Origin of the sequence: Methanosarcina vacuolata Z-761 (assembly GCF_000969905.1) — an archaeon.
Lineage (GTDB): Archaea > Halobacteriota > Methanosarcinia > Methanosarcinales > Methanosarcinaceae > Methanosarcina > Methanosarcina vacuolata.
On sequence record NZ_CP009520.1, the window covers coordinates 1,744,838 to 1,771,416 of the forward strand.

27 protein-coding genes and 1 pseudogene are annotated in these 26,579 nt (G+C 40.4%); 12 read left to right on the forward strand and 16 right to left on the reverse strand.

Annotation, left to right across the window (positions count from 1 at the left end; genetic code table 11):
• Window positions 1-405: 405 nt before the first annotated feature.
• Together MSVAZ_RS07290 and MSVAZ_RS07295 are read left to right on the forward strand one after the other, a co-directional pair.
• The gene (locus MSVAZ_RS07290) at window positions 406-1,434 is read left to right on the forward strand and encodes a pentapeptide repeat-containing protein (protein WP_052725373.1); all 1,029 of its coding nucleotides are present in this window, start codon (window positions 406-408) and stop codon (window positions 1,432-1,434) included.
• Between the two features lie 117 nt (window positions 1,435-1,551).
• A complete protein-coding gene (locus MSVAZ_RS07295; protein WP_048119786.1) occupies window positions 1,552-1,947 on the forward strand; it encodes a DUF3147 family protein in 396 nt (131 codons plus the stop codon).
• Between the two features lie 157 nt (window positions 1,948-2,104).
• Here the strand turns inward: MSVAZ_RS07295 and MSVAZ_RS20800 are convergent, their stop codons facing one another.
• On the reverse strand, window positions 2,105-2,263 hold the full coding sequence (locus tag MSVAZ_RS20800; RefSeq protein WP_198146812.1) for a hypothetical protein: 159 nt from the start codon (window positions 2,261-2,263) through the stop codon (window positions 2,105-2,107).
• A 425-nt stretch (window positions 2,264-2,688) separates the two neighbouring features.
• Here MSVAZ_RS20800 and MSVAZ_RS07305 point away from each other — a divergent pair, with 425 nt between their 5' ends.
• From MSVAZ_RS07305 to MSVAZ_RS19385, 3 genes and pseudogenes are all read left to right on the forward strand, one after another.
• A complete protein-coding gene (locus tag MSVAZ_RS07305; protein WP_048119790.1) occupies window positions 2,689-3,570 on the forward strand; it encodes a damage-control phosphatase ARMT1 family protein in 882 nt (293 codons plus the stop codon).
• 203 nt (window positions 3,571-3,773) lie between these two features.
• Window positions 3,774-3,962 (forward strand): CooT family nickel-binding protein, encoded by a 189-nt coding sequence (locus MSVAZ_RS07310; RefSeq protein WP_048119793.1) that lies wholly within the window; start codon window positions 3,774-3,776, stop codon window positions 3,960-3,962.
• Between the two features lie 281 nt (window positions 3,963-4,243).
• Window positions 4,244-4,430: pseudogene (locus MSVAZ_RS19385) on the forward strand (IS4 family transposase); the annotation flags it as partial.
• Between the two features lie 419 nt (window positions 4,431-4,849).
• Here the strand turns inward: MSVAZ_RS19385 and MSVAZ_RS07315 are convergent.
• Window positions 4,850-5,260 carry a hypothetical protein gene (locus MSVAZ_RS07315; RefSeq protein ID WP_048119795.1) on the reverse strand — a complete coding sequence of 137 codons (411 nt, stop codon included), beginning with the start codon at window positions 5,258-5,260 and terminating at the stop codon, window positions 4,850-4,852.
• 566 nt (window positions 5,261-5,826) lie between these two features.
• On the opposite strand from MSVAZ_RS07315, the gene MSVAZ_RS07320 reads away from it, so the two are divergent.
• Window positions 5,827-6,102 (forward strand): hypothetical protein, encoded by a 276-nt coding sequence (locus tag MSVAZ_RS07320; RefSeq protein ID WP_048119798.1) that lies wholly within the window; start codon window positions 5,827-5,829, stop codon window positions 6,100-6,102.
• Window positions 6,103-6,472: 370 nt separating this feature from the next.
• On the opposite strand, the gene MSVAZ_RS07325 is transcribed toward MSVAZ_RS07320, so the two are convergent.
• The 3 genes from MSVAZ_RS07325 to MSVAZ_RS20145 form a co-directional block, all read right to left on the reverse strand.
• Entirely contained in the window at window positions 6,473-6,973 is a 501-nt protein-coding gene (locus MSVAZ_RS07325; protein ID WP_048119801.1) for a type 1 glutamine amidotransferase domain-containing protein, read from the reverse strand.
• 351 nt (window positions 6,974-7,324) lie between these two features.
• Entirely contained in the window at window positions 7,325-8,509 is a 1,185-nt protein-coding gene (locus MSVAZ_RS07330) for a trans-sulfuration enzyme family protein (protein ID WP_048119803.1), read from the reverse strand.
• Window positions 8,494-8,664, reverse strand: a complete 171-nt coding sequence (locus tag MSVAZ_RS20145) for a hypothetical protein (protein ID WP_157206036.1) — start codon at window positions 8,662-8,664, stop codon at window positions 8,494-8,496. Before MSVAZ_RS20145 ends, MSVAZ_RS07330 begins: the two co-directional genes overlap by 16 nt.
• Window positions 8,665-8,839: 175 nt before the next feature.
• Here MSVAZ_RS20145 and pncB point away from each other — a divergent pair, with 175 nt between their 5' ends.
• Window positions 8,840-10,045 carry a nicotinate phosphoribosyltransferase gene (gene pncB / locus MSVAZ_RS07335; RefSeq protein WP_048119805.1) on the forward strand — a complete coding sequence of 402 codons (1,206 nt, stop codon included), beginning with the start codon at window positions 8,840-8,842 and terminating at the stop codon, window positions 10,043-10,045.
• A 211-nt stretch (window positions 10,046-10,256) separates the two neighbouring features.
• Here the strand turns inward: pncB and MSVAZ_RS07340 are convergent, their stop codons facing one another.
• Complete coding sequence (locus MSVAZ_RS07340; protein ID WP_048119807.1) at window positions 10,257-11,612, reverse strand: TolB family protein; 1,356 nt, start codon at window positions 11,610-11,612, stop codon at window positions 10,257-10,259.
• A gap of 323 nt (window positions 11,613-11,935) precedes the next feature.
• On the reverse strand, window positions 11,936-12,685 hold the full coding sequence (locus tag MSVAZ_RS07345) for a carbonic anhydrase (protein ID WP_048119809.1): 750 nt from the start codon (window positions 12,683-12,685) through the stop codon (window positions 11,936-11,938).
• 217 nt (window positions 12,686-12,902) lie between these two features.
• Between MSVAZ_RS07345 and MSVAZ_RS07350 the strand changes: the two genes are divergently transcribed.
• A complete protein-coding gene (locus tag MSVAZ_RS07350; protein WP_048119812.1) occupies window positions 12,903-13,601 on the forward strand; it encodes a hypothetical protein in 699 nt (232 codons plus the stop codon).
• Window positions 13,602-13,689: 88 nt separating this feature from the next.
• Here the strand turns inward: MSVAZ_RS07350 and metX are convergent, their stop codons facing one another.
• The 6 genes from metX to nifS all read right to left on the reverse strand — a co-directional run bounded on the left by metX (window position 13,690) and on the right by nifS (window position 20,685).
• Window positions 13,690-15,249 (reverse strand): homoserine O-acetyltransferase MetX, encoded by a 1,560-nt coding sequence (gene metX, locus MSVAZ_RS07355; RefSeq protein WP_048119814.1) that lies wholly within the window; start codon window positions 15,247-15,249, stop codon window positions 13,690-13,692.
• Between the two features lie 2 nt (window positions 15,250-15,251).
• The gene (locus tag MSVAZ_RS07360) at window positions 15,252-16,610 is read right to left on the reverse strand and encodes an O-acetylhomoserine aminocarboxypropyltransferase/cysteine synthase family protein (RefSeq protein ID WP_232316247.1); all 1,359 of its coding nucleotides are present in this window, start codon (window positions 16,608-16,610) and stop codon (window positions 15,252-15,254) included.
• Between the two features lie 471 nt (window positions 16,611-17,081).
• The gene (gene nadA / locus MSVAZ_RS07365) at window positions 17,082-17,996 is read right to left on the reverse strand and encodes a quinolinate synthase NadA (RefSeq protein ID WP_048119816.1); all 915 of its coding nucleotides are present in this window, start codon (window positions 17,994-17,996) and stop codon (window positions 17,082-17,084) included.
• Window positions 17,997-18,174: 178 nt separating this feature from the next.
• On the reverse strand, window positions 18,175-18,906 hold the full coding sequence (locus MSVAZ_RS07370; RefSeq protein WP_048119818.1) for a HesA/MoeB/ThiF family protein: 732 nt from the start codon (window positions 18,904-18,906) through the stop codon (window positions 18,175-18,177).
• A 59-nt stretch (window positions 18,907-18,965) separates the two neighbouring features.
• A complete protein-coding gene (gene nifU, locus MSVAZ_RS07375) occupies window positions 18,966-19,355 on the reverse strand; it encodes a Fe-S cluster assembly scaffold protein NifU (protein ID WP_048119820.1) in 390 nt (129 codons plus the stop codon).
• A 115-nt stretch (window positions 19,356-19,470) separates the two neighbouring features.
• Entirely contained in the window at window positions 19,471-20,685 is a 1,215-nt protein-coding gene (gene nifS, locus MSVAZ_RS07380) for a cysteine desulfurase NifS (RefSeq protein WP_048119822.1), read from the reverse strand.
• A gap of 235 nt (window positions 20,686-20,920) precedes the next feature.
• Here nifS and MSVAZ_RS07385 point away from each other — a divergent pair, with 235 nt between their 5' ends.
• From MSVAZ_RS07385 to MSVAZ_RS21150, 4 genes are all read left to right on the forward strand, one after another.
• Window positions 20,921-21,310, forward strand: a complete 390-nt coding sequence (locus MSVAZ_RS07385; RefSeq protein WP_231592524.1) for a transcriptional regulator — start codon at window positions 20,921-20,923, stop codon at window positions 21,308-21,310.
• A gap of 453 nt (window positions 21,311-21,763) precedes the next feature.
• Complete coding sequence (gene cysK / locus MSVAZ_RS07390; protein WP_048119826.1) at window positions 21,764-22,690, forward strand: cysteine synthase A; 927 nt, start codon at window positions 21,764-21,766, stop codon at window positions 22,688-22,690.
• 99 nt (window positions 22,691-22,789) lie between these two features.
• Entirely contained in the window at window positions 22,790-23,401 is a 612-nt protein-coding gene (gene cysE, locus MSVAZ_RS21145) for a serine O-acetyltransferase (RefSeq protein WP_048119828.1), read from the forward strand.
• Between the two features lie 109 nt (window positions 23,402-23,510).
• Window positions 23,511-23,732 (forward strand): metal-sulfur cluster assembly factor, encoded by a 222-nt coding sequence (locus tag MSVAZ_RS21150; protein WP_232316248.1) that lies wholly within the window; start codon window positions 23,511-23,513, stop codon window positions 23,730-23,732.
• A 135-nt stretch (window positions 23,733-23,867) separates the two neighbouring features.
• On the opposite strand, the gene thiE is transcribed toward MSVAZ_RS21150, so the two are convergent.
• The 3 genes from thiE to fdhD all read right to left on the reverse strand — a co-directional run bounded on the left by thiE (window position 23,868) and on the right by fdhD (window position 26,574).
• Window positions 23,868-24,539, reverse strand: a complete 672-nt coding sequence (gene thiE / locus MSVAZ_RS07405) for a thiamine phosphate synthase (RefSeq protein ID WP_048119830.1) — start codon at window positions 24,537-24,539, stop codon at window positions 23,868-23,870.
• 218 nt (window positions 24,540-24,757) lie between these two features.
• On the reverse strand, window positions 24,758-25,543 hold the full coding sequence (gene thiM, locus MSVAZ_RS07410; protein ID WP_048119834.1) for a hydroxyethylthiazole kinase: 786 nt from the start codon (window positions 25,541-25,543) through the stop codon (window positions 24,758-24,760).
• Between the two features lie 104 nt (window positions 25,544-25,647).
• On the reverse strand, window positions 25,648-26,574 hold the full coding sequence (gene fdhD, locus MSVAZ_RS07415; RefSeq protein ID WP_048119837.1) for a formate dehydrogenase accessory sulfurtransferase FdhD: 927 nt from the start codon (window positions 26,572-26,574) through the stop codon (window positions 25,648-25,650).
• Window positions 26,575-26,579: the final 5 nt, after the last annotated feature.

A 26,579-nucleotide genomic window follows, 5' to 3' on the forward strand; every position in this document is an offset into this window, starting at 1 on the left:
CGCATTTTTAGTTCCCTTTGTTTCTTCAAGAGTTCTTTTAACGTTGGTGGAAATGGGCACATATTCGCAAGTTTTTTGTTATCCATAATATATAAAGGCTTTTTTTCTATTTTTACTCTTGTGTTAGAGCTGCTGATTTTCTTTGATAGTCTTCTTTCCTTCTGAGTGAGGGCAATGTACCTCATATTCTGCAAAATATAGATGCCATAAATTACTGAAAAAAATACCACACTGAAAGAACCGTGCAGGATAGCAACGTCATAGGATAAAACGTAGCTGTCATTCTTGCAGTTCTTATAGACCCATATTATAAATAGACACAGTTTTTTAAACTAAATCCTGAAGAGCAGAAGATATTTTCATGGCATAGTAATGCTTATTTTAGTTCAAAGCCGATAATTGTATATGGATATTCCAGAGCGAAAAGACCTTCGAGGAGCTAACCTTCAAGGAGCTGACCTTATAGAGGCTAACCTTCAAGGAGCTAACCTTGAAGGGGCTAATCTTCAAGAGGCTAACCTTCGAGGAGCTAACCTTCAAGAAGCTAACCTTCGAGGAGCTGATCTTTTTTACGCTGATCTTACAGAGGCTAACCTCGAAGGGGCTAACCTTCAAGAGGCTAACATTGAAAAGGCTACCCTTCAATTGGCTAACCTTCATCTGGCTAACTTTAAAGAGGCAAACCTTCAAGGAGCTAACCTTCAAGGGGCTGATTTTTATGGAGCTAACCTTGAAGGGGCTAATCTTCAGGGAGCTAACCTTTATGGAGCTGATCTTCAAGAGGCTAAACTTGAAGGGGCTAACCTTGAGGGAGCTAAACTTGGAGGAGTTAAACTTGAAAGGGCTTACCTTATAGAGGCTAACCTCGAAGGGGCTAACCTTGAAGGGGCTAAACTTGGAGGAGCTAAACTTGAAAAGGCTAAACTTGAAAGGGCCTACCTTATGGAGGCTAACCTTGAAGGGGCTAATCTTGAAGGAGCTAAACTTAGAGGAGCTAAACTTGAAAGGGCTTACCTTGTAGAGGCTAACCTTGAAGGGGCTTACCTTATAGAGGCTAACCTTGAAGGGGCTAATCTTCAAGGGACTAACCTTACATGGGCTTACCTTATAGGGGCTAACTTTAAAGAGGCTAAACTTGGAGGAGCTAACCTTGAAGGGGCTCACCTTAAAGAGGCTAACCTTGAAAGGGCTGACCTTAAAGGAGCTTCCCTTGAAAGAGCTAACCTTAAAATGGCTAAACTTGAAGGGGCTAACCTTCAAGGAGCTAACCTTAAGATGGCTAATTTTGAAAGGGCTGACCTTAAAGGAGCTCAGCATTTATCACTTGACCAGCTTTCAAAAGTGAAAACACTTTATGATACAAAATTAGACGAAGAGTTCCACATACCATTAAAAAAGAAGTATCCTGCCCTTTTTGAAAAACCTGATGAATAACCGGATGATTGATGAAATAGAAAAGAAGTCAAACTTGAACTTATTCCCTAAATGAGCAGAGTTAAAGTTAAAATAGTTAGTAGTCTTTTTAGAAAAGTTGCAATAAGGAGGTATATTATGAAATTAGATTTCAAAGACCTTGCTCTCAGGTTCGTCTTCGGGGGAACTGCTGTTGCTGCCTGTTATATCATGCTGCAGATAATCCCTTCAAAATCTTTTGCTGGAGTTTTTGCAGCTTTTCCAGCTGTTATGGTAGCGGCCGTGATAATGGCAGGACATTTCGGAAGTTCTGAGCAAGCTTCTGACATTGCCCTTGGAGCTAGCGCAGGGATGATAGGCTGCACTATATGCGTGCTCACTGCTGCCTTCTGTATGGAGCACCTTAACAGTTGGAGCCTTTCAATTATCATTGCTCTGCTGGTTTGGTTTTTCAGCTCATATTTATCGACCAGGCTGATCCAGGGTTTCCTGGGAAAAATGAAGGAAAAAAGACAGCAAAAAATACGCTATTGAACTTTAAGATTCCAGAAAAGCCCTGAACAAAGAAATTCTTCCGGGCTCATCTTTACCATCCTTTTGCGGACTTTCCTTAACTTTCCCGGGATTTGTACTACTTCAAAATATTTTGGAATCTTCACTCCTGTTTTTGTTATTTTATTTACCGGACTTATTATTTTAATTTCATTGGTTCTCCACAGCATGTTACATTGCCGGTACAGCATGCATCGGTAGAGCAGGATACATCCCCGCACTCTTTTACTACCTGAAGTTCAAAACCACATGCTTCGCAACGAAGGACCTGACCCATTTTCAAATCTCCACAGTTCATTTTCGTGTCACCTCAATAGTCTTAATATGGAAAGTATGTAATTTAGGTTCAAACTGCTTTTGAAACAATGATTCTGAAAATTAGTCTATAAAATAGCCCTGAGCTCTCTGAAAAGCAGCAGCCTTGAAAGCAGGAACAATAGATAGCCCAGGTAGGAAAATCCGCTCAGACCCCTACAATATCATAAAAATGAGAAAGAACATCCTTAATATATTTTCTCTTCAGTCATTTTTCTAGATTTTTCTAGATTTTTCTAGATTTTTCTAGATTTTTCTAGATTTTTCTAGATTTTTCTATGCTTCAGTTTCAGTTACATTTTTAAATATCTACTCTATCAGATGAATAAATTCTTATCATATTTGCCGCAAATATCTATAGCAATCTGGCAAAACCTATTTTCGAATCAAAAAACAGGAAATGTTTCTATGAAGATGAACCCACGCTGTACCTATTGCCTGCTTTCAAGAGTACATTTTCAGTCTAAACTTTCTACGGATGATGAAGACCTCATAAGCAAGACCATCAAGGAATGCCTTGAAGTTGTGACCAAAAACTACAGTCCCGATGTGGTATCTGCTTCCGTAGCCACTAAAGTTCACAGAAAATGCTACGAGGTTCTGGGAGACAATGACCCTTATGCGGTAACAAAGAAACTTATCGACCAGGCTGCGCTGAAAGTCCTGCCTGTAGCAAAAGAAAAGATTTACGAAAATTCTCCAGAAAACGGGGAACTTTTCAGGCGAGCAGTGCTGGCATCCGTGGTTGCGAATTACTTTGATTTCGGAATTATGGGTTTTGATGCCAGTGAAGACAAATTTGAGGCTGCTTTTCGGAAATACTTCGAACACGGGCTTGATGTGGATGACACTCCCAAAATGCTCGGGCTCATGCAGGACGTTGTTTACATTGCCGACAATTGCGGAGAAATTCTCTTTGATACGCTTGTTTTTGAGATCATCAAGAAACTCGGTGGAAAGATCACACTCGTAGTCCGGGGTGGACCCATTCTAACAGACGTGACTTTAGAAGAGATCAAAGAGTTCGAAATTGATAATAAAGTCGATAGAGTCCTGACAACCGGTTCAAATGCCGTAGGTGTCCTGATTGAGGAATCTCCAGCCGAACTCCTTCAGGCAATGAAAGATGCGACTCTTATTATCAGCAAGGGCATGGCCAATTACGAAACTTTATCCGAGCACAATTTTGGGCCAATTGCGTACATGCTTCTTACTAAATGTGAGTGTGTTGCCGAAGACCTGGGACTTGAAAAGGACTTATCCATTGCAAAACTGATGAACTATCCCTGAGTTTTCCTCTGAGAAGTTTTCGGAAACTTCTTATCTATCAGGCTCACTAATAGCTATAGCTATGGATGGCCTAAAAACAATTTAATGCATGCAGTAGCGCATGTAGTAAAGTGCTAATACCACGGCATAGAATATATTATTATACTGAATTTATACAAACAAAATTGAAAAATATAAAATGAATTATAAGGAGAAAGAAAAAAATGTGTGAACTTAATGTGTTCTTGCTTCGTGGAGATGAGCGTGAGAGAATTATGGATTCCGTAGCAAGGATCTTTGTTGAAGGCAACTCAATCCAGCTTACTGGAATTTTAGGAGATCAAATGACTGTTGAAGGCTCAATTAGGGAAGTTAACTTCTCACGGGGAGAAGCCCTTATCCTTGCAAATTAAACTTTTTATTTTTTCGTTTTACCTCTTTTTTAGATCTGACGTTTTTTTCCCTTTTTTATCTCCTTATTCCCCTGTTTATCTCCTTTTTCCTATCTGTATTCTACATTTCAACCCCCTTTTAATTTTTCCACCGAATTTGTGTCAATACCGGTTTACTTTTCCCGATTTTGGCCCGAACTTGTTGAGTTTCTTCATCAGTGTGTTATTCACGGCATAGAGGAGTTTGCAAAAGATCCTGGAAGAAAACTGAGTAAAAAACTCGAAAACTTCCAGGATGTTCTAAAATGGCTAGATATACGCAGTTACGTTGGAGTGCAATATTTGCAGAGAATGCATCAGATTTATTGACAGTAATTCTGCATATATGTGGAATTCAAAGAATTGTTGAAACGATAATGAGTGTATGAAAGTCAAGCATTAGATCCGCATGTAAACAGGGAAAGATTTAGAGATGAATGGTTTGAATAAAAAATGAAAGAACAGGGTTCAAAAAGAATAACAGGAGACGGAAATGAATTTTTACCGATGACCAATGAATAAGGTTTAAATGAATGAGTAAACGGAAAGATACAATTCGAAATAATAAAAAGAGGTTTTGGAGAAAACGATATCGAGAAAAACAGTGAAATTTATCAGACATCTGCAGAAAGTGGATTGTACCTGAATTTCAGAGAAAATACCTATTAGAGTTTAAAGTTAATTATACCTAATATCAATTGTAGAAATAGTTTGAGTTTTGAAACAGTCTACCAAAACCAATTTTATTCCGAAATTGAAAAGAAATTCAGAACACTCTTTACGATAAGAGACTCGATTGGTTATTTATAACATAGAATTGAGAAAAGTAATTTTAGTTTTGGGATAAGCTCAAAGATAAGTATGTCAGTTTATTTTTTGCCTTTTTCATTCCATTCCATTAAAGCTTTTTCAATAGATATCAAAGTAAACATAGTAGTATTGAATATCTCATCTGGGTGTTGAGGCATCCATCTGATTTCATCAAGAACATCTTTTGGGAGCCTAACAATATCATTCATTTCTTCTCCTATCTTCATGAAATATTCAGTATATTGTGAACCGTACCTACTGTTTGCACTCGCAGTGATAGAAATATATTGAGTAAATGACCCGTCATTCATTATATCTCTCGAATATCTGTACTGAATTTCTTCAATACAATCCGAATAATCATTATGCAGTCTTCTGACTGTATCTGGAATTGATTCACCGTCTTTTTGCAAAGCTTTCAGGTCTGAAAATACACTTTTTGAGAGTCGAATAGTTTTGTACTGTTTCACGCTACTACATATGTAGTTAAAGTATATAAATAAATTACATTGGTCATCGGCTAATGAATTTTCTTGCCAGAAAGTATCGATTTTGCATTAGAAACCAGCTTTCAATTTTGGTCTGTTTACATGAAATCGACACTCTTTTCCAGCCCATAACTTAATAAAATATTTAGCAAGAATTGTGGAAATGGACGCAGTTTGTCACGATTTCTTACTTAACAGAAATAAACGACTCTGGTCCAAAATCTAGTGATTTTTGTATTTTTCGATTGAAATCATGAACTTGCAGGAAGAATTCGTTCTTCAATCAAACTCAATATTTGATATCGAAAGACTTCCATCGAGAGGACGTATTTAATGGATTATAACCAATTATAAAATCTAGTGATTTTCAATTTCACGTTTATCACTGGATTTTGGTACTGAGTCAAATAAACAGTAATAAGATAATAAAATGTGCAGTAATAAGATAATAAAATATGTAGTAATAAGATACTAAAATATGCAGTAATAAGATAATAAAATGTGCAGTAATAAGATAATAAAATGTGCAGTTTTATGGTTGATAATTTATGGTTGATAATAACCCTGATAGTCCACACAATAATCCCGAAAAAAGAAAAAATCCTTTTAAGAAAATGTTAGATAACATGAAAAATCTTATAAAAAAAGATGATGAAGATAATAAGCCGTCTTCTTTTGAAGCATCTAAAACCGAAAAAAGTAAAGGCTCAAATACTCCGAAACTTGAAGCATCTGAAACAAAAAAAGATAAGAGGTCAACGCGTGAAAGAAAAGCTAATAGTAAGGAGCAGAAGCTTCCAAAGAAGTTTAAAAAAGGTTGGTAATAGACACTATAAACCTGATTGAATATGAAACCGTAATTTGTAGAAATAGTTTGATAATTGTGATCAAAGGCAGTGTGCCATTTATTCTGTAAAATCACAAATCTCAAGAAGTTGCCGGGTCGAAAAGTCTATATCAGAAGATCAATTTTTTCTATTGTACGCAAAAAATTGACTTCAAATTTACAGCAAATTAGAGACACTGACTCAAATTTTCATTCATTACGAAAAACATCTACTGATTAGTGACAATTAGTAACGGGTCTGAAGAAGCAGAAATTCGTGAAGGAAAAACTAAAACAGAGCTAAAAAAGCTACAGATAAAAGAAATAAATGATTAAAGGAGAAGCAAGAAACAAAAACTGTTTCCTGTTTACTTCAGTAGCTTAATCATTTCTCTTCCAAAAGCATGAAGATCATCAGGGCTTCTTGAGGATACAAAATTCCCGTCAATTACAACTTCTTTATCTTCGTAAAGTGCGCCTGCGGCTATGATATCATCTCTTATCCCTGGCCAGCAGGTTGCTTTCCTGCCTTTTATGACGCCTGCAGAGACGAGAACCTGTGGGCCATGGCAAATTGCAGCAACCGGCTTGTTTTCTTTGAAAAAGTGTCTTGTAATCTCAAGTGCATTCTCGTCAAGCCTCATTTTTTCGGGGCCTTTTCCTCCGGATATTACAAGAATACCATAATCTGCAGGGTTTATGTCTTTAAAAGCAATGTCTACATTGACCTCATACCCATGCTTTCCTTTTATTGGACCCTTCTTCATTGAAGCTACATGTGTTGTAATCCTCTCTTCTTTCAAGCGGTGGTAAGGGTAGAAAAGTTCAAGATCTTCAAAACCATCGGCTCCGAATATGAGTGCCTTCATGTGAAACTCCCCCCGGGTTTTAGCTTTACGGCTTTAGCCTTGCGTTTAAATTTTCCAGACTTAATTTTCCAGACTTAATTTTCCAGACTTAATTTTCCAGACTTAATTTTCCAGACTTAATTTTCCAGACATTTCAAAATTGATTTTACGGGTACAATTTTGAGTACCTAATTTCACAAATTTGAGTACTTAATTTCACAAATAATACTTCATTCACAAATGAATGATTATTTCTGCAGCACATATACCTTGTCTGATTTCGAAAATACAATAGGTAACAATGGTTAGGTCATGAAATAAGTAACAGCAGCTCGATCATTGAACAGGTAACAGCATTCATGCCTGAAAGGCTTAAATTGCTTCAAGGGCCTGTTTGAGGTCTTCAATTATGTCTTCGTAATCTTCAATCCCTACCGAGAGCCTGACAAGCCCGTCAGTTATGCCCACACTCTTTCTTACTTCATGAGGGACACATGCATGAGTCATAGATGCAGGGTGCTGGATAAGAGTATCCGTAGCTCCGAGGCTCACAGCAAGAGAACAGAGCTTTACATTGTCCATGAGCTTCCTCCCGGCTTCAATTCCGCCTTTTACCTCAAAAGAGAGCATCCCGCTGAATCCGCTCATTTGCTTGCGTGCAAGTTCATGCTGAGGATGACCTGGAAGCCCTGGATACCTGACCCACTCTACCTCAGGTCGTGATTCAAGAAATTCCGCAACCTTCATTGCGTTTTCAGCGTGCCTTTCCATCCTGATATGCAGGGTTTTAAGTCCTCTTATGCAGAGCCAGGCTTCATGCGGCCCCATAATGCCTCCTGTATACCCAACAACCTCAGACATTCTATTAATAAAATCCTTATTTCCTGCAACGATTCCGCCAAGCAAATCTGCATGACCGCCTATATATTTTGTACAGCTACTCATAGAAAGGTCTGCACCAAGCTCAAGAGGCCTCTGGAAATAAGGTGTTGCAAAAGTGTTGTCCACAACGCAGAGGGCCCCGTTTTCCCTGGCTATCCTGGCTATTTCAGGAATATCGCATACAGTAAGCGTAGGATTTGCAGGACTCTCAAGAAAGACCATTTTTGTCTCGGGCTTAAAGGCTCTCCTTACATTTTCGGTTTTAGAGGTATCGATGAAACTGACCTCTATTCCAAGTCCTGGCAAAACCTGAGAAAAGAGGCTGTATGTGCATCCGTATACTACATCCGTTGAAATAAGGTGGTCTCCTTGCTTCAGGGCAGTTAACGCAATTGCGGTGATCGCTGCCATTCCCGAGGCAAAGGTCTGCCCTGCTTCCCCACCTTCAAGCGCAGCAAATTTTTCAGTGAGAACAGCATGTGTGGGAGTGTTTGGAGGAATTCTGGCATATACATACCCGGATTCATCTCCTGCAAACCTTGCTGCTCCCTGCCTGGCATTCTCAAAAATGAAAGTCGAAGTCTGGAATATCGGAGTTGTATGCGCCCCAAAAACCGGATCCGGCTTTTCTGCGGCATGTACACATTTTGTTGCAAACTTCACTTCTCTTTCCATCTCCCCAAATCCCTATCAAAATTAGTCTCCGGAATATGTATTGCTTTTCCGGTAATTATTTGTTTGGCGTGAAGCCCAAAAAAGCCTTCTCTTAAAACGCCTTCTCTCAAAACACTTTCTTTCAAAATACCTTCTCTCAAAACACCTTCTCTCAAAAAATCTTCTCTATTTTCTGAAAGCTAACAAAGAAAACCTGATCTTGTCTCCAGGAGTTATACACGTGTGTCAGAAATTTTAAAAATAAAACCGCTATATATCTGGAGCAAAAGCTGTGATTAAATAAACAATATTTGCTTTAGAAGCATTTAAAACGCTACAGGAAGACCTTCTGTGATACAATCCATACTTGATAACGACCTTTATAAATTCACCATGCAACTTGCCGTGCTTGAACTTTTTCCTAAAGCTGATGCTGAATACCGGTTTACCAACCGGGGTTCCCAGCGCTTTACTACGGAGTTTGTAGAAGAACTGGAAAGGACTATACGCGAAGATATCTCGAAATTAGCACTAACAGAAGAAGAATACAACTGGCTTTCAGAGAACTGCCCTTACCTGAAACCTATGTACCTTGAATATCTTAAGAATTTCCGCTTCAAGCCAGATGAGGTAAAAGTCTGCCTTACCGAAGAAAAAGATCTGGACATACGGATAAAAGGGCCCTGGCACAGCACGATTCTCTGGGAAATTGTCCTTATGGCTACGGTTTCGGAACTCTACTTCACAACCATTGAAAAAGAGTGGAATGGAGAATCCCAGAAGGGCTGTACTTCCGAATCCGTACTGGCTGCCTATGAAAATAAGATTCTTGAGATGGGAAAAGCCCTTGAGGAAAACAACTGCCTTTTTTCGGAGTTTGGAACCCGCAGGCGAAGAAGTTCCGAACTCCACGACCATGTAATGAAAGCCCTGGCCGGGATAAAAACCCTGACAGGAACAAGCAATGTGTATTTTGCAAAAAAATACGGCATGAAACCGATCGGGACAGTCGGGCACGAATGGATTATGGGTACCTCGGCACTTGTGGGGTTAAGGTATGCAAACCGTTTTGCTTTTGAAAACTGGATAGATGTTTATAATGGAGACCTGGGAATTGCCCTTACTGACACTTTCGGCTCAAAAGCCTTTTTCAAGGATATGGACCTGAGGTTATCAAAAATTTACGACGGGTTCAGGCACGACAGCGGAGACCCTTACGACTTTGTGGATGCTGTGATAGAGCACTATCGGAAAATGGGTATAGATCCCATGAAAAAATTACTCGTTTTCAGTGATGCCCTCAACGCAGATACTGCAATCCAGCTCAAAAAATACTGCGAAGGAAAAATCAACTGCAGTTTCGGCATAGGCACAAGCCTTACCAATAACTCCGATTTCTTCCGAGAAAGCCCTCCTCTTAATATGGTCATAAAGCTGCACAGCATTGACGGTATTCCTGTTGTAAAACTGAGCGATTCTCCGGAAAAGGAAACCGGAGAAAGAGATGCTATAAGGGTTGCAAATTACATTTTTGGAAGAAAAGGGCTGGATGAATGATTTAAGCTGAATGAATGATTTAAGCTGGATGAATGATTTAAGAGTCAAAGGCTAAAATCCCACGCTCTTTAAACGTGGGACACAGCCGTCAACTAGATTCGTTTTCGTTATCTGGGAATTTTTTTCTGCATTCATACCCATATTATTAATTTTCCTAATCTTACAGTGGAGAGGCTGAAGATGTAGATCCAGGATCTATAACTGCGGTATCTTAGCCACTAATTGTAGAATTATTTAAACCATTTCCTGATGTAGAGTCTAAAATGTTTAATGCAGGTTCAAGTTCTATAACAGCAATATCTGAGCCACTAATTGTAGAATTATTAAAACTGTTTTCGGACATAGAATCTGAAATGTTTATCATGGAATTATTAACTGTTACATAATTATTTATTACTGAGTTATCCATTGTTGTAGAATTACCTTCTGATGTAGAATTATCTTCTGATGTAGAATTATTTGTCATTGTAGAGTTATTTGTAGTCATAGAACTGTTATAACTATTCAGTAAAACAGAACTCGAACCATTTATTGTAGAGTTTTCCAAAGTATTCTGCATCTTATGTACCGTAAAAACTATTTTTGAGCCGTCAGGGCTCCATCTGGGGTTCGAGTCGATTACTCCGATATTGTCTGTAAGCCTTATCTTATAGCTTCCGTTAGTATCACGAAGCCAGATTTCAGGCTTTCCTCCTTCATCGGATATATATACTATTCTTTTTCCATCAGGACTGTAAGAGGGGTCCCATTCCCCGTATGAAGTATTGGTAAGCTGAGTCTGGTTTGTACCATGCCATTCTATTGTCCATAGGTCGGGTTCCTCTTTAGAATCATTAGCACTGTATATTATTTTTAGGCCAAGAGGGCACCAGTCTTTCCCCATTCCGACATTTTCTGAAGTACCGAGCCTGGTCTTATCGCTTCCATCCCGATTAACTATCCAGAGCTGGGACGGATTATCTCCTAACTTCTGGGTGTATACGATTTTTTTTCCGAGGCGGCACCATGCGCCCCATCCTTCTGATTTGTCAGGGTCATCTGCAACAGGAGTTACGGTTTCATTTTTCAGGTTCACAAGGTAGAGGCCTGTTTGGGAACCATTTGATTTTGTTAAAATCAGTTCTGTTCCATTGGGATTTATATCACTAAAGCAAGTAAGATTTCCCTCTCCAATGCCTGTTCGCTCTATTTCACTTCCGTTTGCTTTCATTTTATACGATTCCAAATTATCGGATCCGTCTCTGTGAACCGTATACAGGATATAATTTCCATCGACAGTCCATACCGGAAACAATTCTGATTCGGGGCTGTCAGTAAGAAAAGTAATATTTTCTACAGGGCTGTCAGCATAAGTTTCTTCTTCATAACCTTCGACTTCTCCGGTTGGGACATAAGTTAGGTTCGAATCTGAATAAAAATCGTTCTGTGAATCATTCTGGGCTATACTCCATCCAGATTCTTCCGTAAAATTACCATAGTCGGATATGGAACTCGGTTCTGCTACTGCAGGTAACGTAAGAAGTACGAATGTTAAGAATAAAGAAAAGTACCTGTATGCGATTCTCATAAATTATCACCGTTAACTCAAAAAAGTTAGTGTTATGAATATAAATAATTAATTACTAATTTATTGAAATATTCGTTTATTTGTATTTATTAATGCTAACTTATAAATTATAAATATATATTAAAAAGAAGATATTTGGATAATTAGAAAATCAATTCTATTTTTACCGTATAGGGAAGAAATCTAAAAGCAAAATAGAAGTTTTACCTGGGGAAGATAAATGTTAAAATCCCAGGCAGAACTTAAAATTAAATAAACTTTTTGATTTTAATCAATTGACTTTTTTATTTAAATTAATTATTTACTGTGAAAGCCGTTCCTGGTTATGAGGCTTTATTGTATCCCTCAGCCAGATTGACATTTACATACACTACGGCTTCATTAGTATGTTTGTATGCATAATCATCAGTAATTTCCGGCAGCTTGTCCGCTTCGTCCTGCGAAGTAACAACTGTGCCTGCTGGAATATACCTTCCGTCAGGAACAGTTACACCAATTGCTGCTGCTGTAGGCTCAAGTACGCAGTTGTTTCCTATTTTTGACTTAAAAACGAAAGCCTGCATACCGATGAAAGTATCGTTGCCTACAGAAGCTGGGCCATGAACCTGAGATTGGTGGGCAAGTGAAACATTTTCTCCTATATAGACTGAGTATTTCTTACCATCAACCTCAACAAGGTTCTTTTCTACAGGCTCGCCTTCTTCATTGATTGTCTCAAGGCCATGAAGTACAACTCCATCCTGGACATTGCTACCGTTTCCTACAAAAATCGGCATTCCTTCGTCACTTCGAATAGATGCCATTGGGGAAACCATAACACTGGCACCTATTTCCACGGCTCCGATGACTGAAGCCTGAGGATCAATACAGGCTGTGGGATCAATAACAGGTGATGTAGGTACAGAATTCCATGGTGTTACCGGATTTTCCCTGATATTAGAAAACCCGCTATCGGTTATTTCCTGTGTGACATTGCTCTCTGCTCCTTCACCTTCAGAGACACATCCGCTCCCTAAAAGGGCCAGTGAAAGAGATAGAATAAGTATTGTAAAGATCTGCTTGTTAAATCTCATATAGGTCCTCCATTGACAGGTAGGAAGGTTATAAAATATATAGACATTTCTATATTTATTTAAAAAAAGTTAAAAAAATAAAAATGGGGAAATTTTATTTTTAGAAAGGCTTCTGTAACCAGGCATCACAATTAAAGATATTTTACTAAAAATTTTCTTCAACAGAAACCGAAATAAATTCAAAAAAGTCTTATATTTAAGAGATGTGGAATGTCTCATGGAGGCTGTGTTTCAAATTTCACTGGAATCTATAATGGCAGACCTGCCCGCCTTTACGGTAATTGCAGTCTGGAATTTGTTTGTGATCCTGTTTCTCTCAAAAAAGGTATATCAAACTTCTCTGAAAAAGGGAAGGTCGATTAACTCTTCAATGTATTTTTCAAGAAAAGTAATTCACTTCCTGGCTGGCGGACTGACAGCAATGCTGCTCCCCTTTGTCGCTCATGAGCCGATTTTACCGGCGGCTACTGCTTTTGGGCTTGCTCTTATAACCTACCTGCCACATAAACTCAACAGGAGAATGTACTGGTTCCAGGACCCCGAAAATCTCTATGATGTGGATTTTACATTAAGCTGGGGATTAATAGTATTTTTTACCTGGTACATTGACAGGAGTTTCTGGCTTGGAGTAGTTCCGGTACTTTTCATGGCATATGGAGACGGGATTACGGGCATAATAAGGAACCTTAAGTATAGTAAAAGGACAAAAGCCTGGGAAGGCTCTGCAGGGATGCTAGTGCTTTGCATAATTATTGGCGCAAAAATGGGCTTTGCAGGGCTCTTTGCAGGAATAGTGTGCACACTTATAGAAAGAGTCGAGAATATAGATGATAATATCACAGTACCAGCAGCTGGCCTGTTTATCCTGCTCTCAGCTCACTACTATTTCCCCTCTCTTACAGCTCCCTTTTACTGATTTTCGCCCTTAATGAGGGCAAAATTCCTGTATGGTTCTGGATGAAGTAAAAGAAATTTCCAATCAAAAACTAAAAAAGCGCCCAAAATTAACCAAACCTTCCTATAAGCGCGCTTATGCTTTCACTCGTAACCATGCCTATAACTCTGTTTTCAGAATCGATCACAGGAAGCGCGGAAATTGAGTAATCTTCCATTATCGAGGATGCAGTCTCAATTTTATCGCCTGAGAATACGTATTTCACGTCGCGGGTAATTATTTCATCCAGTTCGGTGATTTTGCAGGCTACGGCTTTTGTAATGTCCCAGGAAGTGACTATACCTTCAAGCTTTCCGTCTTCGGATACTACAGGCAGATGGTTTACTTTTTTCTTTACCATAAGGGTTGAAGCGTTCTCTATTGTTTCGTTTCTGGAAACCGAATAGAAGTTCTGGTACATGATATCGCTTACAAGAACCTGTGAAAGAAAGCTCCTTATAATGTAATTGAGCTGTCCTTCTTCAAGCAAAAAGGCATCATGGCCGTACTGGGACCTGATTTCTTCGTATTTGGCATCAATCCCGTTTGCAGTAAGCGCAGATACGATTTCCTGAGATTGGTAAGGGGGATAGAGCCAGTCTGAAGTTATGGAAATCACAAGGTATTTTGCAGTAATCCCGGAAAGACCTTCGATAAGGGAGCCGTTCTTTGAAAGGTCAAAAAAATCCACGGCTTTTGTGATATAAAGATAGGAATTAGCATCAAAACGCTTCGTAAAGGTACTTCCCTGGTGATTCAGGTAGCTTTCGACCTGAAAATATGAAGAGCTATCAGGAAAGATTTCTGAAGATGGTTCTGAGCCGGTTTTAGATGTGGTCAGACCTGTTTCAGTCTGCGGGTCTCTTCCGAACTTCTTTTGCATTGAAGCATCGCTTAAGTATGTGATATGGCCTATCATGCGGGCAAGTGACAGGCCCTGTGCGGGGATTTCCTTCCCATAGTAGTTTCCCTTATTCCATTTCGGGTCATCAGTTATTGCTTTTCTTCCAATTGCTCCAAATGCAATTTGCTGTGGGGTTGAAGATGCGGTTGTTGCGATTGCAATTGCTTTTTTAATCATTTCAGGATAACTAACCGTCCATTGAAGAACCTGCATTCCACCCATTGAGCCGCCTGCAACTGCAAAAAGCTGTTTTATCCCCAGGTACTCGACAAGCTTCTTCTGGGCATTTACCATATCCGCAATAGTAATTACAGGAAATGAAATACCATAGGGTTTTCCGGTTTCAGGGTTGATAGAAGAAGGACCTGTAGAACCTTTACAGCCCCCTATTATGTTTGAACAGACAATGCAGTATCTTTCCGTGTCAAAAGCCTTATTCGGGCCAATTACAATGTTCCACCAGCCTGGCTTTTTGTCGTCTGCGTGAAATCCGGCAGCATGGGCATCGCCTGTAAGGGCATGACAGACCAGGATAACGTTACTCTTATCCGTGTTCATCTTCCCATACATCTCATACTCTATCCTGACATGGGATAGAGTCTTTCCGCTTTCGAGCCTGAAAATTCCAGGAATTTCATAGTTCATTGAACGGACTATCCCAAGATTCTGGCCTTTTCTTCCCGAAAAAAGGTTTTTAAAGGAAGAACCCTGGGTTGAGATTTCCATACTCATACCTCGGAAAGTGCCTGCTCGATATCAGAAATCAGGTCCTTTGCATCTTCAATTCCTATAGACAGCCTGATAAAGTCCTCAGTTACTCCACAGTCTGCCTGCTCTTCCTTTGATAGCTGTTCATGGGTGGTTGAAGCCGGATGGATTACAAGGCTTTTTGCATCCCCTATATTTGCAAGGTGGGAAAAGATCTCAAGCCCTTCAATAAACTTTTTGCATTCCCTCTCTCCGCCTTTGATTCCGAATCCTATTAGTGCACCGTACCCTGATTTAAGATATTTCTTCGCAAGCTCATAGCTGCAGTGGGATTCAAGCCCAGGATACGAAACCCAGGAAACCTTTGGATGATTTTCCAGAAATCTTGCAATCTCCAGGGCGTTGTCACAGTGTTTTTTCATTCTAAGGGGGAGAGTTTCAAGTCCAAGTGTGAACAGGAAAGAGTTAAAAGGAGAAATGCACGCTCCGGTATCCCTTATAAACTGCACTCTGGCTTTTGCAATGAAAGCGGCCTTTCCAAAGGCTTCCTTATACTTTAAGCCGTGGTATCCGGGATCAGGCTCGCAGATTTCAGGGAACTTTTCAGGGTTCCAGTCAAAGTTTCCGGAGTCAACAATTACTCCTCCTATGGAAGTCCCGTGGCCGCCAATGAATTTGGTCGCCGAATACACAACAATATCAACTCCATGTTCAATTGGCCTTAAGATCAGAGGAGAAACCGTATTGTCCAAAACAAGGGGAATTCTTGCGGCATGAGCAATCTCTGCGAGTTTTTCTAAATCAGGAATGTTAAGCCCGGGGTTTCCTATCGATTCCACATAAAAGGCTTTTGTTTTTTCTGAGATTGCATTTTTGAATTCTTCAGGCTTATCCACGTCTACAAATTTTACAGTCCTTCCTAGCCTGGGGAAAGTATAATTAAAAAGCTCATAGGTCCCTCCGTAAAGCTTATCTCCTGAAACGATCTCGTCTCCCGGTTTTGTAAAAGTGAGAAGCGCAGTTGTGATTGCAGCCATTCCTGAGGCTACTGCAAGGGCACCTATGCCTCCTTCAAGAGCAGCGATTCTTTTTTCAAAGACATCGGTTGTGGGGTTCATAAGGCGGGTATAAATATTACCTTCTTTCCTGAGCCCGAAAAGATCGGCAGCTTCATCAGCGTCCTTAAATACATATGCTGCAGTCTGATAAATCGGAACTGACCTTGCTCCTGTAGCCGGATCAGGTTTTGCACCTGCATGCACAGCAAGGGTAGAAACTCCAAGGCTTTCAACCTTCTTTTTTTCCAGATTTGCTGTTGTCTGACTTTCCCGATTTTCCTTGCCTTCTTTTTCGTTCCGATTTCTGTTTTCATCCGTCATTCTATTTCATCTCCAGCCCAAATTTCTTTGCTACCCCGCCAGGCTATTTCTCAGCATCTTTTTAGTCGTCTTTATTCGACTTTAACCAACTTTATTAAACTTCTTTTTACCTTTTGGACAAATCAGGAGTGGGAATCGAACTCACATAATTCCGGGTTGCAGCCGGAAGCATCACCACTCTGCCATCCTGACGCTTATCTCTTTTTGTATGTATTCACAATCTTCTTACATTTGTTCACAATTGTGATTGTTTGTTCACAATCGTGAACCTACTATAAATAACTACCTATTAAGTAATAGATGTTAATACAGACAATTACTTATAATAATAAATTAAAGTATAAATAATTATTTGTAATAATAAAACATGTGGGAATTTGAAAGTCCCGGAAAATTTTTTGTTAAAAAATTTCCGTGAAAAGTTAAGGAAAAAAGTATGGAGCCCTTGATTTTTCCCTTGCCATTTAAATTTCAGGATCTGCTTATCTCAAGCATCCTGTCCAGGGTTCTTTTGGCTTTGACCCTTATATTTTCCGGGACATGGATTTCATATTCCATATTCTGCAAGCTGTTCAGGATAGCCTCAAGGGTTATTTTCTTCATATTGTAGCAAAAAGTCTTCTCTGAAGCGGGATAGAACTTCTTACCCGGGTATTTCCTTTTCAGGTTTCTAACAATTTCCCTTTCGGTTCCAATTATGAATTCCGTGGAACCTGAACTTTCAACTTCATTTACAATTCCTGATGTACTGAGAACCCGATCTGCAAATTTCAGGACTTCAGGCCTGCATTCTGGATGTGCAAGAAACTCAGCATCAGGATGAAATTTTTTCAACTCTTCTAGATTTTCTTCACTGATATTGTCATGAACATGACAGAATCCTGGCCAGAGATGTATCTTTTTATCAGTATGAAGGGATACGAAAGCTCCCAGGTTTTTGTCCGGAATAAATATAATCTCCCGTTCCTCAATTGAATTTACCACATTTATTGCATTTGCAGACGTACAGCATATATCGGATTCAGCTTTTACGGCTGCCGAACTATTGACATAGCATACGACTGCAGCCTCGGGATGTTTTTCTTTTGCGGCCCTCAGAGACTCAGCAGTAACCATATCAGCCATAGGGCAACCTGCATCGGGTACGGGTAAGAGGACTGTCTTCTGAGGAGAAATTATTGCTGCAGATTCTGCCATAAAGTGAACGCCTGCAAAAACTATAACATCAGCTTTTGAACTAACTGCAGCTTTGCAAAGGGAAAGCGAATCCCCGATAAAGTCCGCAACTTCCTGAACTTCGCCGCGAGTGTAAAAGTGGGAAAGGATAACTGCATTCCTTTCGACTTTAAGTTTTTTTATCTCTTCTATAATTAACTCGTTTTCCATAACGATCTATTCCTTATATTGCAGGGAGTGTTCCTTATACTCCAGGAGTAATTAATAAAAGGATAATGTAAAATTTAAGCACTGAATGAAGGGACAATGATGAATTTAAAAAGTTAATAAAAGATAAATGATGACTTAAGGAAGTGAAGAAAGATGAAAGATTAATTCAGGAATAATTTCATTTTCTTTTATTAACTCCACAGACCGGGCAATTTTCTGATTTATTAATCTTCAGTTCACTGAAAGAGCATGAAAGCCCGTCCCATAACAAAAGGCGATTTTCCAGCAGCTCTCCCTGCCCTGTCAGATACTTAATCGCTTCATTAGCCTGAATAGTTCCTATTACTCCCGGAGTAGTTCCAAGTACAGGAAATACTTCTTTTTTAAAGGAGGTTGGAAAGATACAGCAAAGGCATGGTGTCTTTCCCGGAATTACTGTTGTTGCCTGACCTCTGTAGCCTGAGACTGCTCCATGAACCAGGGGTATATTCCGTTCCACTGCAAGCCTGTTCAGCACATGCCTTGTATCAAAATTATCAAGAGCGTCTATTATAATATCACATGGAGGAACTATTGAGCCTGCATTCTCAGCCGTGATTTTTTCCTTGATAGTCTCGACTTTTATTTCCGGATTCAGGGAAAGGAGCTTTTCCTCTGCGGATGTGGTCTTTTCTCTTCCGACATCCTTTTCATGATGGAGAAATTGCCTGTTAAGGTTGCTGAGTTCTACCGAATCAAAGTCTGCAAGTATTATTTTTCCAACACCTGCAACTGCAAGGTAAGTGGAAACCGGAGATCCAAGCCCTCCTGCTCCGATAACAAACACTGTTGCTTTCCTTAACTTTTCCTGACCTTCTTCCCCAAAAAGCATTATCTGCCTGGTATATTTTTCTGCTGTATATTTCTCCATTTATGTGCTCCGGGATTTCAATGTACTATAGTTTCCAGGATCGGCCATAAGAGCCGGGATTATTCATCCCATGGCTCAAGCCCTTTTTTCTTTAGATAATCATTAATTGCCTCATGAATCGCTTCTTCTGCAAGCATTGAACAGTGCATTTTAATCGGAGGAAGGCCATCAAGGGCTTCTGCGACGGCTTTATTTGACAGTTTCCAGGCTTCTTCCAGGGTTTTTCCCTTAATCATTTCAGTTGCCATACTGCTCGATGCAATTGCAGCTCCGCACCCGAAGGTCTGGAATTTTACATCCGCAATCCGATCATTCTCGACCTTGAGGTAGATTTTCATTATGTCTCCACACTTCGCGTTTCCGACCTCTCCTACGCCGTCACTGTTCTCAATGCTTCCCATGTTTCTCGGGTTTGAAAAATGATCCATTACTTTAAGGCTGTAGTCCATGAGTTGTCCTCCAGTGTTACTTTTCAATTACAGGCTCTTAGTTTTCGGTTACTCTAAAATATTCAAAACTTTTAAAAACGACTTCAGTTTATTCAATATCGTAAACGGTTGCCCCTCAAATAGTCCTGTACTCTTTAGGGGTCAGAGGAGACATATTTCTCAGTTTCTGTACGATATCAGGCACAGCCTCAAGTACCCTGTCCACATCTTTTTCGGAATTCATCCTTCCGAGGCTAAGTCTGAGTGAACCGTGAACGATTTCATGCGGGACTCCGCAAGCTGTAAGCACGTGAGAAGGCTCGAGAGAAGAAGAATTACATGCGCTTCCGGTAGATGCGAAAATTCCTTTTGCGTTCAGTAGCAGCAGAAGCGATTCGCCCTCTATGTATTCAAATGTGACATTTACATTATTTGCAAGCCTCTGTGTAGGATGCCCATTGAGATGGGTTTTCGGGATTTTCAAAAGTCCTTTTATGAGGCGCTCTCTCAGCTCCAATAGAGTTTTATTGGATTCCTCAATTTCGGCTGTTGCAAGCTCTATAGCTTTTCCAAGCCCCACAATGGAAGGGACATTCTCGGTTCCGGCCCTGCGCTTTCTTTCTTGAGCCCCACCGTGCAGAAGGATATCTATTTTTGTCCCTTTTCGAATGTAAAGAGCTCCACAGCCCTTTGGGCCTTCAAACTTATGTCCTGAAAGTGAGAGAAGGTCGATATTCATTTTTTTAACATCGATAGGAACATGGCCTATTGCCTGTACAGCGTCCGTATGGAAATAGATCCGGTTCTCTTTCGCAATTTTTCCGATTTCCTCTACAGGCTGGATTGTACCTATTTCGTTGTTTGCAAGCATTATGGAAATAAGGATAGTATCGTCTCGAATTGCCTTTTTCAACTCCTCAGGGGATACCATTCCATATTTGTCAACAGGCAAGTATGTTACCTCAAAGCCCTGTCCTTCTAGCCAGGCACAGGTATGCAGAACTGCGTGGTGTTCGATAGAAGAAGTGATTATGTGTTTTCCTTTATTCCGGTTTGCAAAGGCTATACCCTTAATTGCCCAGTTATCGGATTCCGTGCCTCCGGATGTGAAATATATCTCGTTTTCTTCGGCCCCGAGAGCATTGGCAACCTTTGTTCTTGCTTTGTCTATTGCATGTTTTGAGATTTTTCCGATCTCATAGATAGAAGAAGGGTTTCCAAAATTCTCGGTCAGGTAGGGAAGCATCTCTTCGACAACTTCTCTCCTTACAGGAGTTGTAGCAGAGTTGTCCATGTAAATGGTCTTGTTTTCAATGGTCACACTCACACCTTCACAATTGTGAATATCCATAGCATCAAGACTATTTAAGTTTTATCGTAGAATTCTGCGGGAAAACTTAGAGATATGCAGGAGAAAACCCCAATAATTTACATAGAGTTAGGAAAATTGTTAAAAATCAAGCAGGTTCCTCAAAATTTTTCTTTCTCCTGTTGCCCATGCGGTACTCATTACTATTTTTCTGAATGACCATAATTTATATGCATATACGATATATTCATTTTCAATTGTAAAATCTCAAAAAGTGATGATAACTGTGGAAACTCCATGTCAGAAAATTGTGTGGGATCTGGTTCCCGCAATAAGGGCCAGTCTTGCAATCGAACTTGTAAAAAAAGGACAGTCACAGGCAGCGTCTGCAAAGTTGCTGGGGATTGCCCCGTCGGCAGTTTCCCAGTACATTTCGGGAAAAAGAGGCTACAGGATTGAGTTCCAGGGCGAGACGAAAGAATTGATTGAAAAACTTGCGCAGGATTTGATCGATAACAACGTCTCTGACTTTGTAATAAGGGTTTGTGATATCTGTGTAAGTGCCAGAGGAATTGAAAATAAGTGCAGTAGTGGTTGCGGTTCGGAAAAACAAGCTGGTGATAATAAGGAAGATGAAGCGAAAAATCAAGAAAAAGCTGAAACATAAAACCGTCTTTTATCGAGTCTTCTACTGTTTTTCTATACCATATCGTAAGATCTTATTCAGTTTTCAAGCATGTTTTTTCAATAACGAAATTTCTCGAGATTCAATAACGAAATTTCTCGAGATTCAATAACGAAATTTCTCGAGATTCGATAACGAAATTTCTCGAGATTCGATAACGAAATTTCTCGATAACTATATTTAACATAAGGTTAATTCACAATTGTGAATTTCCTGCAAATTACCTGTATGTTGCAGCAGTACTTGTAGCTCAAAAATTCAGAGTTTCAGGTGGATTAAAGCGTAATTTGAGAAACTATGACGAGGTCTGAAAAAGGCTCGAGTGAAAAAAATTGCATGGCTGACAGCTTCTAACATAATAAACGAATTAAAACCCATACTGAATCTGAACGAAACAAGCACGCGGCAGACGCAGGTAAGGAGACAATAGATAATATGGGACGAATATATTCCGATATAACCTGGACAATTGGTAATACGCCTCTTGTCAGGTTAAACCGCATAACAGAAGGTTTGCATGCGGATGTGTTAGCTAAAGTCGAGTCCTTTAATCCTATGGGAAGTGTGAAGGACAGAATAGGGTTGTCAATGGTTGAAGAAGCCGAACTTGCAGGTAAAATCAAAAAGGGTACCACTATTGTTGAAGCAACCAGCGGCAATACCGGCATAGGACTTGCATGCGTCTGTGCTGCCCGTGGCTATAATCTCATACTGGTTATGCCTGAAACAATGACAGTAGAAAGAAGAAAACTGCTGACAGCCCTGGGAGCAGAGCTGGTTCTAACCCCCGGAATGGAAGGAATGAAAGGAGCAGTCAATAAAGCCGAGCAGATGGCTGCCGACGACCCTGAACTTTACTTTATAGCTCAGCAATTTCAGAACCCTGCAAACCCTGAAATCCACCAGCTGACAACAGCTCAGGAGATCTGGAGAGATACGGACGGCAAAGCAGATGCTATTGTAGCAGGCGTTGGAACAGGCGGAACTATCACAGGCATTGCCAGCATAATTAAAAAACGGAAATCTGCTTTTAAGGCAATTGCAGTCGAGCCTGCCGAATCTCCCGTGCTCAGCGGCGGAAGCCCTGGACCACATAAAATCCAGGGTATAGGTGCAGGTTTTGTTCCTGATGTACTTCAGCTTGACCTTGTTGATGAAGTAATCAAAGTAACCGGAGACAACGCCGCTGCAACATCCCGGCGCCTGGCAAAGGAAGAAGGCATCCTTGCAGGCATATCCTCAGGCGCTGCTACCTATGCTGCACTTCAGGTGGCGGCCAGGGAAGAAATGAGCGGGAAAACCATTATTGTAATTTTACCGGATACGGGAGAGCGTTATCTGAGCACCGACCTCTTTGACTGATTGTCAGCAACTTTTGACCAATTTATCAGCAACAGTTTGACTGATTCGTCTGATACTGGCTGACCGTTTGATTTGACAATTAATACCGGAAGATTTCGAATGGTAATCAGGGAAGATATCAGGACCGTTTTTAAAAAAGACCCCGCAGCAAGGTCTACGCTTGAGGTAATCTGCTGCTATCCTGGCCTGCATGCTGTCTGGATACATCGGATATCTCATTTGCTCTGGGAGAGACATTTTTACTTTCTGGCCCGTCTGCTCTCTCACATTTCCAGGATGTTAACAGGTATTGAAATCCACCCAGGAGCAAAGCTTGGAAGGAGAGTTTTCATAGACCACGGGTCCGGAGTGGTGATCGGAGAAACTGCTGAGGTAGGCGATGACGTTTTGATATATATGGGAGTTGTATTAGGCGGGACAGCTCTGGAAAAGACAAAACGTCATCCTACTATTGAAAATGACGTGGTTATTGGTTCAGGAGCATCAGTACTTGGGCCAATCACTGTTGGAAAAGGTGCTAAAATTGGCTCCGGCTCAGTTGTGATCCGGACAGTTCCACCAGGAGCTACTGCAGTTGGTGTCCCTGCGCGGATTACAGGGCCAGAAACATCCGTATATACAGGACCACTAGATCATAATAAGCTACCAGATCCAGCACTTCTAGTGATAAGCCAGATGCTTGACCGGTTGAGCAGGTTGGAAGAAATTTAAGGCGCATGAAGAGTTAGTTTCCGGGCACGGAATAACTCCACAAGGAACAGTACTTAAAGATGAGCAAATTTATTCCCTCCTAAAAGAAATAGTCGACCCTGAAGTAGGGATGGATATTGTCAAACTGGGCCTGGTAAAGGAAGTAATAATCGAAGGATCAAATGTAGATATAAACCTTGTATTGACAACAAGCGCCTGCCCTATGATTGAGTACCTCAAGGACCAGATCCGGCGAAAAGTCTTGAATGCTGGCGGGATAGAAAAGGTTAATGTCAATATTCTTGATGAACCCTGGAAAGGGGATCTATTCAAAAAACAGATAGTCTATTAAAATGCGTGTTTGGCATGAAAGTTCTTCCAAGTACTTTCATTTCTTTGTGCCTGTGATTAGAAGAATTTCATATGCGTTTTTTAGAAAGCTTGACATGAGAGAGAAGAGTGGAGAATAAATCTTTCTCATTCCTTCTCATTCCTTCTCATGCTTTTTGATTCGCTGAATCATATCAATAAAGTACTTAGTTTCTCTTTTTACATCGTCACTGCACACAACTGCAGAAATTGCGACCAGGCTGTCAGCTCCGTTCTGAATAACACTTTCGCAGTTTTCCTTGTTTATTCCGCCAATAGCAACTACAGGAAGCTTTATTGCATCTTTAACTTCTCGGATTTTAAGTGAACCTATTCCTTTCCCTGCATCTTTTTTTGTAGCAGTATCGAATATTGGGCCAAGGCCCAAATAGTCAGTCCCTGATTTTTCCGCCAGGACTGCTTCCTCTCTGTCATTTACACTAAGGCCGATTATTTTATCCTCACCAAGGAGCTTTCTTGCCGTTTCAACAGGCATATCGTCCTGGCCAATATGGACTCCATCCGCATCAACGGCTAAAGCAACATCGATCCTGTCATTTACCAGAAATATTGCCCTGCCACTGCAGATTCTCTTAATTTCTGAAGCCTCTTCGACCATTTCTTTCGTACTTTTATCCTTTTCCCGGTACTGAACAATCCTGCAGCCTGACTCGACTGCGTCCTTTACATCGGATAAAGTCCCTTTTTTAGAAAGTCCGGAATCTGTCACAAGGTAGAAGTCGATTTCTTTCAAAAGGGAACTTTTCCAGCTGAAGTCTTTCTGGTTCATGATGATTAATCCATCCGATACGCACGTTTTTCAAAAACGTTCTTTATAATCTCATTTTTCTGAACTTATGGTTCTTTTTACTTAATTTACCTTTTTCTCTTTCAAACTCACGATTCTTCTCTTTCTCTTCCGAACTTACGATTCTTCTCTTTTTCTTCCGAACTTACGATTCTTCTCTTTCTCTTCCGAACTTACTGTTTTCCATTTTTCTTCGGAACTTACTGTTCTTCAAAATTCATCATACTTTTTACTTTCTCATCCGACAGGTTGAACACCTCATCATACAGGTTAACCTTGAAACTTCCTGGCCCGTTTGATTTACTTGCTGCAAGTTCTCCTGCAACTCCAAAGTAACATAATGCTTCTCTGGACGCTTCGCAGTAGTCCGGATTAACTGCGGCAAACAAACCTATTACAGAGGCAGCCATGCATCCTGTTCCGACAATCGACCCCATGAGTTCATGCCCGTTCTTAACAACAAAAACTCTTTCTCCGTCACTTATAATATCTTCTTTTCCTGTCATCACGATAACGGAAGAGCTTAATTTTGCAAATTGCTTCGCAATCTTTACAGGGTCTGCATTAATTGATGTTGCCTCAACTCCTTTAGTCTCAGCGCTTTCGCCCGCCAGTTTTGCAATTTCCGAGTAATTGCCTTTTATAATATCGATACGGGCAGAACCAAGGATTTTAGCAGCCATTTCGTCTCTGAATTTCGTAGCTCCGACCCCGACGGCATCAAGCACAATAGGAATTTTCTTTTCGTTTGCAGCGGCAGCAGAGAGAAGCATGGAGTCGATTATTTCAGAGGTCAGGGTTCCGATGTTAAGCACAAGAGCCGATGAAATCCCTGTCATTTCAGCGCATTCTTCAGGGGCATGCGCCATTACAGGCAGCGCACCGAAAGCTCTTGTCATATTTGCGCAGTCGTAGATAGTTACCCAGTTCGTTATATGATGTATGAGTGGTTTTGTTTCTCTTATTGTTTTTAATGGTTTGTTCATAGAATTCCTCAAAAACGTTTTAAAAAGTGATTTATCTGCATACTGGCACTTGTGCCAGAGATTTATATCAAATTATTGTTACCGGAAATCATCTGCAATATAGGTTACTCATTTCTTACCCTTTCCACGCCTGTGTAAATATTCATCTTCTGGCTCCTAACAAAGCCGATAACAGTAAGGCCGGCTTTCTCTGCCATGCTTATGGCAAGCGTAGTGGTTGCACCTCTGGATGCGATAATAGGAATATTAGCCATAAGGCATTTTCTTACCATCTCAGAAGAAATCCTTCCTGAGCAGGTCACAATTGTCCTGGAGAAGTCCACACCATGTTTCAGTCCGTAACCTATTGCCCTGTCAAGGGCATTGTGCCTGCCGATATCTTCTATTATGCAAATCTTTCCTTCCGGCCCGAAGAGCCCTATAATATGTATGCCGCCTGTTCTGGTATGCAGATCTGATACCAGCGTTTCTTTCATTATAGTTTTAATTGTTGAGACATTAGTGACCATATCCGACTGGATTTTCGGGAGCCGATCCGCGTCCAAATATGAAGTATCGCCTCCACATCCCGAAAGGACAGTTTTGCCTGAAAGCATGATTGAAAAAGGGTCTTTTGTCAGTACACTGGCACTGAGAGTGATGGGATCATCTGTTTTTTCTTTATTCTCTCTGTTTTTCTCTCTGTTTTTCTCTCTGTTTTTCTCTCTGTTTTTTTCTCTGTTTTCATCTCTGTTTTTTTCTCTGTTTTCATCTCTGTTTTTCTCCCTGTTTTCATCTCTGTTTTTCTCTCTGTTTCTTTCTCTATTTTCTTCTATGTGCAACGATTCTATATCCTCGAGTTTGCGAATAATTCTTTCTGTATATAATAGTCCTGTTACAAACTCTTCAAGCAATGTCGGGCTTACCATAGCGGTTAAAGCATGGCGGCCGTTGACAAAGACTGCAAGAGGCACTTCAATTACGACTTCGTGAGACGATGGGACCATTGATCCGGGATCATATTTTATACAGGAGACCGTACTGTACATCATTATAC